Source organism: Novosphingobium rhizovicinum (genome assembly GCF_040813635.1).
GTDB classification, from domain to species: Bacteria; Pseudomonadota; Alphaproteobacteria; order Sphingomonadales; family Sphingomonadaceae; genus Novosphingobium; species Novosphingobium rhizovicinum.
Map to the genome: position 1 here is coordinate 1 of NZ_JBFNXR010000032.1, position 7,989 is coordinate 7,989.

A 7,989-nucleotide genomic window follows, 5' to 3' on the forward strand; every position below is an offset into this window, starting at 1 on the left:
CCGGCCTTGCCCGATCTACGGTGCGCGACATGGTCGTGCGCTTCGAGCGCTCGCGATTGTCGTGGCCGGTTCCGCCCGAGATCAGCGACGCGGATTTGGAGGAACGTCTGTATGGCGCCTCCGACGTGAAGCCGGGCGGCGCAAGCTGCCGGAACCGGACTGGTCCGTGGTGGCGCGGGAGTTAAAGCGCAGGCATGTGACGCTGCAGGTACTTTGGGAAGAGTACTACGCTGCACATCCGGACGGCTACCGATACAGCCGATTTTGCGATCTGTTCCGCCGCTGGGAAGGCCGCTTGCCGCTGGTAATGCGCCAGAACCATGCCGGTGGCGAGAAGCTATTCCTCGACTACGCCGGCGACACGGTGCCGGTGGTGGTCAACCGGCGAACCGGGGAGGTTCGCGCCGCCCACATCTTCGTCGCGGCAATGGGGGGATCGAGCCTGTCGTTTGCGCCGGCGACGTGGACCGAGCAGTTCCCTGGCTGGATCGAGGGTAACAATGCCGCCTTCGCGTTCTTCGGCGGGGTGCCGCAGTTGCTCGTTCCCGACAATGCCAAGGTGGCGGTGATTGCCAATGGGCAATGCCGTTGGTGCGCGTGGTCGTCTCATCGGACGCGATGATCCTGGCCGTCAGCAACTTGTCGGTGATCGCCTTCGTGGCTGCCGTCATTCCGGCCTCCATGCGCCGGAAGGCGTTGGCGATCGCCCCTTGGAGATGGTAAGGCCGAACAGTTCTGCGGCTATGCGCGACAGGCGCTCGAAGCTGACATGGTGGCTGTGATGCAGATAGGCCAGCAGCGACCGGATACCGCGGTCAAACGGAGTGCCCGGTGCCATGCCTGCCGGCGCCTCAGCGCGATAGAGCCGCCCACAGCTCCCACAGCGCGCACCGAACAATTCGATGCGGGTCACAATCGGGCGGATCGGCGGCAGGTCTATGTGATCGTAGCGGTGACGGCAATGCTGGGTCTGCGAGGATACATCGGTCCCGCAATGGCAGCAGCTTGCCGCCATCACGCGTTCGGTTTTGTCCGGCGTCTCGGCCAGTGGGCGGTGCTTGCCTTCGCGCGGCGGGCGCTTGCCCGTCTTGGGCTTCCCGCCTTTGCCGCCCGCGCTTGCCGACGTCGTCCTTCGAAGGTGGAATATGCGAATTCTTCGAGGTCTTGCGCGGCTTGCCGACCAGGGATTCCAACTCGGAAATCCGTGCCGCCATCCGCTCGATCATCTCGTGCTGCGCAAGCAGCAGCTCGTTCTTCTCGGCCTCCGTCAGAATATTAAGCGGCGGTGGTGACATCCGTAGGGGGAATCAGCCAACCGACCTCCGCGCAAGACTTTTTTGCCAACCCCGTGAGCAATCACGGCGCTGCTACTCGATCACGAGGCGACGTACCGGAACGACCGGCGTCTGGCCCTGCGGCTGCGTCACGCCAAACTGCGGCACCGCGCGGCGCCCGAGGATGTTGATTACAGAACACCTAGGAGCCTCGATCGCAGGCTCTTCGACATGCTTCTCGTTATCAGGCTCCTAGATCCTACATGGTCCTGACGTTAAGCCTCGTGAAGGGCAGCAGCCTGCTGTCAGGATTCACCCCGCAAACACTGTTCCGCCGGGCGTTTAAACTGGCGGCAGTTCCAGAACATCTTTTCGAAGTTGTTCTCGCGATCGTTCAGATAGCTGAACGACATGGTCTTGCGCTGTGCAGGCAGGAAGTCAGCCGATTTGCTACTCGGCACCTGGCTTGGATCCGTCCAGCCAACGAACCAGCAATATGCTCGATCGCCACAAGTACGTGCAGCTAACGCTGGAAACTTCTCGGCGTTCTTTGACGAGAGTGAAACGAAAAAGATGCCGTCATCCTTGGCTTGAGACTGGGCATTCGTGAACGCAACTTGCGAGGTCCCTTCTGTTAGCTCATCACTTCCGTAAGCGTGATGCTCGGGAAAGCGTGAGGCGAGCTGCTGGATTTGCGGTTCTACACCCGTCGCCGCGTACCGAAATGCTGGTGGGGTACCCCACCAACCCGTCCAGCGGAAAAAGAGGTGCGTATCAACAGCGACAACCTTGTCCAAACTGGAGCTCCAGTAGGGGACCACCCAGTCGGTATGGTAGTGAGTGGCTTGACCGACCGGCTTGTAGACGCTGCCAGACAGTGCAGCATCCGCTACAATTCGTGCGCGGTGCCAAAACGGCTCAGCGTAAGAGCGCTTCAGCGCGCCATCGCATGTGAAGGTAAACTGACACCCCGTTTTCCGTTCGGAACCTTGGAAAACAACGCCGCAAACACTCTTGGGGAAGGCCGGATGCCGGACTCGGTTGAGCACCACCTGAGCCACTGCCTTCTGCCCTATAGGATCATCGCCCGCTTCGTAGAGCACAGCTGCCGCCAGGCAGTGGAGTGCACGTGACCTGTCCCCGGCGCTGCCAGGGAATTTAAAGGGCTTGGCCGGTGGATTTGGTTCACTACTGAACGGTACGGCAGCGTTGAAGGCCTGTGCATCAGCTGGCTGAACGGTTTTCAGCGTGACTGGCCCCACCTCGGGCACTGCGGTCGAGGGGCGTACGCGTTTGTTTTCTCTGCGTTCCGTTTGAGCCTGAGCCTCGAGCGCCGGTGCCTTCATGTTGATAACGGAGAAGGCCGCCAAAGACGCAAGCAGCAAGCAGGCAACAAGGAAGCTACCTAGTGCAGCTGGTTTCTTAGCCATTCTGTAAAGCTGAGAACTGTCGATCATGGCTGCTTCATTAGTGCCACCAAGAGTTGAATTCGGCCTCTCAAAGGTGCGGCGCAAGGAAGGGGCAGTCGCCTCTACTCGTCCATGCTGTCCTTTCCAGCCTTAGTATGGACTGCATGTCAACGGCCTCTTCGGCAGAGCCATACGCCGACAGGGCGATTTGAGCCCATCAAATGGTAAAAGGATCTCCTAGTGCGCTTCAAGCGAGCCCAGCGCATCAAAACTGATTGCTGAACGCCCAGCCAAATGGTCATCCCGATCCTGATGTGGCACGCCAATGCATTTGGCGCATGGCACGCCATTCATGTTTCTTCTAGTTCCTGCGGCTTTTGAACACGCAATTTGACCGCAGCGCCTTGGGCGGCGGTACTGAACCTCGTTTCCTCTTCCTGCATGTATCGAGGACCACGGTAAAACGACGATCCAGCCTGATAACCGCTCAACCAAGCGGTACGCTTTTCTCCTCCGGGATACGGATTGTCCGATGCTGACAAGCCCGCCTGTGCCGCTTTGATACCCCATACGTGCGCGTGATTGGCTTCGGTCAATAGAGCTTCCTGGTTCATGCGCTTGCCTGATCCGTGGCCTAAGGCCTCTATGCATACGCGTAAACCCGTAGATTTACCGGGGCAGTTACGCAAACCAGCGTCTGCATCAAAGTCGGAGACAGGGGCTTCGTAGGTCGCGAACGGTTCGACAATCTCCAAGCCCCTGTCTTGCGCCTCTGAGGTCGTCGCCTGTCTCTTGTCGGATAATGGTCCTATCAGCGTCTTCTCAGCCGAGGCTATGATCCGGCTGCAGGTGACCTGCACCCGGAAACTTTGCGATGTTTAAGTACGTAAGGGCGCAAAATATGATTATAGAACAAAATCAACAGACTCCATCCTGTTCGTGAAGCCATATACGTGCAGGGTAAAATCTGAGACATAATCTCCGTTCACGTCGACTTCGATCAAAGCGAAGCTATTATTGTCTGCATCAATCATTTGTTCGTACCGAAGCTGCCCTGCACTTCCGGAGAAGCCACTCATGCCGATGAAAGAAATCGCCTGATTGCCACTCTTGCTCAGGTTGCCATCGATTGCGGCTAGGTTGATGATGTCGATGCCAGAGGTGAAGTCAGCAATCACGTCAGGGTTGGAGGATGTGCTATCATTCAGTGCGAATTTGAACACGTCCTTGCCCGGGCCGCCACTTAGCCAGTCGCCGTCCAATCCCCCGGTCAGCACATCGTTGCCGTCACCACCCCAAAGCCTATCCGCCCCTGCGCCGCCATTGATCTGGTCGTCACCTGCGCCGCCGTGAATAGCGTTGGAGCCTGCATTGCCGGTAAGGACATTATTGAGGCTATTCCCGTTGCCTGCGACATCGTCCTTTCCGGTCAGAAGCAGGTTCTCGACATTGGAACTGAGCGTGTAGCCGGAGATGCTAGCACGTACGGTGTCCGTGCCTTCGCCGATGCGCTCGATTACGACATCGCCTAGATCATCAACGTAGAAGGTGTCGTTGCCCGCGCCGCCCTCCATGTGGTCCGCACCTGCGCGGCCATCGATCTGATCGTTACCTGCCCCGCCGATGAGCGTATCTGCCCACGTGCTGCCGGTCATGGTGTTGTTCAACCCATTGCCGATCCCAGTCTGGCCGCCCGATCCAGCCAGGACCAGCGTCTCCATGTTATCACTGAGCGTGTAGCTGCTGATGAGTGATCGAACGGTATCGGCCCCACCGTTTACTGCTTCTTCGACGACATCATCGGAGTCATCGACGTAGTAGACGTCATTGCCCAAGCCGCCGCGCATGATGTCTGCGCCTGCGCCACCGTCTAGCGTGTCATGACCTTCGCCACCTTCGATCTCGTCCTCACCTTCGCCGCCATAGAGAAAGTCATGACCTTCGCCGCCGTACAGTTTGTCATCGCCAGCTCCGCCATAGATCCGATCCGTACCCGCTAAGCCGTACAGAGCATTCGCGCCAGCGTTGCCCGTTAGCGTATTACCCAATTCATTGCCGATGCCCGATAGGTTAGCTGTACCACCGAGGATCAGCTTCTCGACGTTTGCGCTGAGGGCATATCCGTCGAGTAGAGTCTTGACTGTGTCGGTTCCTTGGCCTGCTTCTTCAATCGTCAGATCACCAAAATCGTCAACGATGTAGATGTCGTCGCTAATGCCACCCAGCATTTCGTCGGCGCCCGCTCCGCCGTCCAGCGTATCCTTGCCTGCACCGCCGATCAGAACATTGGCCAGACTATTTCCGGTGAGCGTGTCACCGTGGTTAGTTCCGATTAGGTTCTCGACATCGATCAGCTTCACGTTGCCTGCGCTAGACGAGGCTACACCCTTTTCCAGATTGGCAACGACCCGACTCCCAGAACCCGAGAAATCTGCAGTGTCGATGCCGCTGCCACCGCTCATTGTGTCATGGCCACCACTGAACACAAGGCGGTCGTTGCCCCCCATTCCGCTCAATACGTTTGTGCGGGCGTCACCTTTGATCACGTCGTCGTGATCGGAGCCGCGCACGTTTTCTATGTTGATTAGAACATCACCCTCAGCATCGCCACCCTTCTGATCTACCGCGGTCAAATCGATCTGGACGCCCGTCGCTGAATGGGCGTAGCTAGCTTCGTCGCTTCCCAACCCGCCATCAATATGATCAGCACCTCCACGGCCTTCAATTACATCGTTGCCATTGAGTCCAGAGATCTCGTCAGCACCATCGCTGCCCATTAGCGTGTCGTTGCCGTTAGTGGGCAGCGGAGTGATGCTTTCGACCGTGGGTTTAACAGCTGGCGTCGTGGTCGCGACATCCGCAGCGATATGCTTCTCGAGCACGTCGAGCTGCACACTCTCGCTGCCGTCCTTGTTTCGGAGCGCAAGCGGATAGTCGCCCCACCACGGCCCAGCGCCCCAATAAGTTGCTTCCAAACCGGCATCACGAACTGCAGTAAGGAAGTTGTCGAGCACTTCGAGCCAACGTGGATCGTTGTCCGGTACAGCAAACTCGCCGATCATGCCTTCGGCTCCGCGACTTGCGAGCCATCCAACAAAATCCTGGATCGCCTTGGCGCCCATCTCTGGAGTCGCGCCCTGCTGATCATAGGTTTCGGCATAGGTGCCAGAGGACCAGCGGTCGAAGTAGATATGGGCTTGGTAGACGATCTTGTCCGCTGGATCCCTGATGTCCAGACTGCTGTTATTCTTCGTCCAGTTAATGGCCCCAGCCCAAGAGTCGCCCTCGACATAGATCCGTGTGTCCATGTCGACGGTCCGGATCGCATCAACCGCTGCCTGTGCCGCAGCGGGCCATACATGAGAGCCGCCCATCTTATTCGGCTCGTTCATGAGATCGTAGCCGTAAGTGGCTTCCTTATCGCCAATCGCGCCAGCCAGCTTCGTCCAGAAGTCGGCGAACTGCCCTATCGGCACATCATCTGAGCCTATTTTTGCTCCCCGGTAGCTGCCGAAATTGTGAATATCGACAATCACCTTCGCCCCGTGTGCCTCGGCGTTATCCAGGAAGTTTAACAAACGACCCAATTCAGCCGGATCGAGCTCTCCATTCGCTTCTGGTTGAAGCCTTTCCCAACGCACGGGCAGGCGGATGAGCTCGACCCCGCGGTCAGTGTAGTATTTTATGTCAGATGCTGAAGGATATATGTAGTTCCAGCCATACTTGCCTCCGGTTCCACCGAACTCTGCACCTGAAAGATTGACGCCTATCATGTTGGTAAACCCCCGAAAACTTTGAGGGCTAGATACTGGCGGCTCACATCTTTTTGCTCGCCAAACTCGGTTAACGAGGCCTTAGGCTTTAGGATCGGTATGACTTAAGGGCGTATTGGGCCTGTATGACGGGAACACGGCGTCGAAAAAATTTCATCTAAATGCATGGATCCGCCGAACGCAAGACACTCGCGGCATCGTGACTGATCCGCGTCGCGTCAGGAGCAGCAGCTCTTCAAGGTCTCCAACTTTCCTACGCACCGCCTGACCTGACCCCCAGCTTTCCTCCAGCTGGGATTAGAGCCGGGCGGTTGTTTTGCGCATGAGCGCGGTTGAAGCAATGGGCTGCGCAGCGGAGCCCGTAGGGCGTAGCGGAGCAGGCCATTGCTGTTGCAGTTCGGCGGCGAACGCCGCCGGGGTGTCGTATCCAAGGGCCGAGTGCGGCCTCTCCCGGTTGTAGTCTTCCACCCACGCGGCGATCTCGGCGCGGGCGTGATCGAGGCTGAGGAAGAGCGTCTCATTGAGCAGCTCATCGCGCATGCGGCCGTTGAAGCTCTCGACATAGCCGTTCTGCATCGGCTTGCCGGGCGCGATGTAGTGCCACTCCACGCCAATTTCCCCGCACCATGCCAGCACGGCGTTGGAGGTCAGTTCCGTGCCGTTATCGCTGACGATCATCCCCGGCTTGCCACGCTTCGCGATCAGCTCGGTCAGCTCGCGCACCACCCGGCGCCCGGAGATCGACGTGTCCGGCACCGCTGCCAGGCACTCCCTGGTCACGTCATCGACGACGTTGAGCACACGGAACCGCCGGCCCGACGCCATCTGGTCGTGCACGAAGTCCAGGCTCCAGCGTTGGTTCGGCAGGGCCAGAACCGGTGCCGGCGCCCTCGCGCCGATCGCACGTCTGCGGCTGCGCCGCCGCCTGACAGCCAGTCCTTCCTCCCGATAGATCCGCTGGGTCTTCTTCCGGTTGATCATCACGCCCTCCCGGCGCAGCAGGATATGCAGCCTGCGATAGCCGAACCGCCGGCGTTGGTTCGCCAGCTCGCGCAGCTTCTCTCTCAATTCGGCATCGTCGGCCCGCGTCGAGCGGTAGCGCACGCCCTTGCGATCGGCACCAACGACACGGCACGCCCGCCGCTCGCTCATCCCGTGGCAGGCCCGGAGATGAGCCACAGCTTCCCGCTTGGCGGCGGGCGTCACCACTTTTTTGACAGAAGATCCTTCAGCGCAGCCTGGTCCAGCATCGCATCGGCCAGCAGCCGCTTGAGCTTCGCGTTCTCGTCCTCGAGTGCCTTCAGCCGCCGAGCCTCGGATACCTCGAGCCCGCCATACTTCGACTTCCAGTTGTAGATCGTCGCTTCCGACACCCCGTGCCGGCGTGCCAGGTCTGCGGTCTTCGCCCCTGCCTCGGCTTCCTTCAGCACGCCGATGATCTGCTCTTCTGAAAACCTCTTACGCTTCATCTCGTCCGTCCTTCCATGGACCGGACTCTAATCGAGCGTGGAGGAAAATCAGGGGGTCAGGTCA

4 protein-coding genes and 3 pseudogenes are annotated in these 7,989 nt (G+C 58.9%); 2 read left to right on the forward strand and 5 right to left on the reverse strand.

The genetic code is table 11. From position 1 onward, the window contains the following. Nucleotides 1-571: pseudogene (locus ABUH87_RS09705) on the forward strand (IS21 family transposase); the annotation flags it as partial. On the opposite strand, the pseudogene ABUH87_RS09710 reads toward ABUH87_RS09705, so the two are convergent. Continuing rightward, nucleotides 570-1,295: pseudogene (locus ABUH87_RS09710) on the reverse strand (IS66 family transposase); the annotation flags it as partial. The pseudogenes ABUH87_RS09705 and ABUH87_RS09710 overlap by 2 nt on opposite strands. A gap of 69 nt (nt 1,296-1,364) precedes the next feature. On the opposite strand from ABUH87_RS09710, the pseudogene ABUH87_RS09715 reads away from it, so the two are divergent. Next, nucleotides 1,365-1,547, forward strand: a pseudogene (locus ABUH87_RS09715) (ATP-binding protein); the annotation flags it as partial. 32 nt (nt 1,548-1,579) lie between these two features. Here ABUH87_RS09715 and ABUH87_RS09720 read toward each other — a convergent pair. The 4 genes from ABUH87_RS09720 to ABUH87_RS09735 form a co-directional block, all read right to left on the reverse strand. Next, on the reverse strand, nt 1,580-2,731 hold the full coding sequence (locus tag ABUH87_RS09720; RefSeq protein ID WP_367772984.1) for a cell wall hydrolase: 1,152 nt from the start codon (nt 2,729-2,731) through the stop codon (nt 1,580-1,582). A 302-nt stretch (nt 2,732-3,033) separates the two neighbouring features. After that, nucleotides 3,034-3,297, reverse strand: coding sequence for a ribosome modulation factor (locus ABUH87_RS09725; protein ID WP_367772992.1), 264 nt, complete (start codon nt 3,295-3,297; stop codon nt 3,034-3,036). 291 nt (nt 3,298-3,588) lie between these two features. Further along, on the reverse strand, nt 3,589-6,456 hold the full coding sequence (locus ABUH87_RS09730; protein ID WP_367772995.1) for a cellulase family glycosylhydrolase: 2,868 nt from the start codon (nt 6,454-6,456) through the stop codon (nt 3,589-3,591). Nucleotides 6,457-6,753: 297 nt separating this feature from the next. Beyond that, a protein-coding gene (locus tag ABUH87_RS09735; protein ID WP_367769135.1) for an IS3 family transposase occupies nt 6,754-7,925 on the reverse strand; the annotation gives its coding sequence in 2 pieces (ribosomal slippage) (nt 6,754-7,673 and nt 7,673-7,925; 1,173 coding nt in all). Nucleotides 7,926-7,989 lie beyond the last annotated feature (64 nt).

Bases quoted from the DNA above. Each gene is read 5' to 3' on its own strand.
- ABUH87_RS09725 (WP_367772992.1), bottom strand. From the start codon at position 3,297: ATGAACCAGGAAGCTCTATTGACCGAAGCCAATCACGCGCACGTATGG.
- ABUH87_RS09730 (WP_367772995.1), bottom strand. From the start codon at position 6,456: ATGATAGGCGTCAATCTTTCAGGTGCAGAGTTCGGTGGAACCGGAGGC.
- ABUH87_RS09720 (WP_367772984.1), bottom strand. From the start codon at position 2,731: ATGATCGACAGTTCTCAGCTTTACAGAATGGCTAAGAAACCAGCTGCA.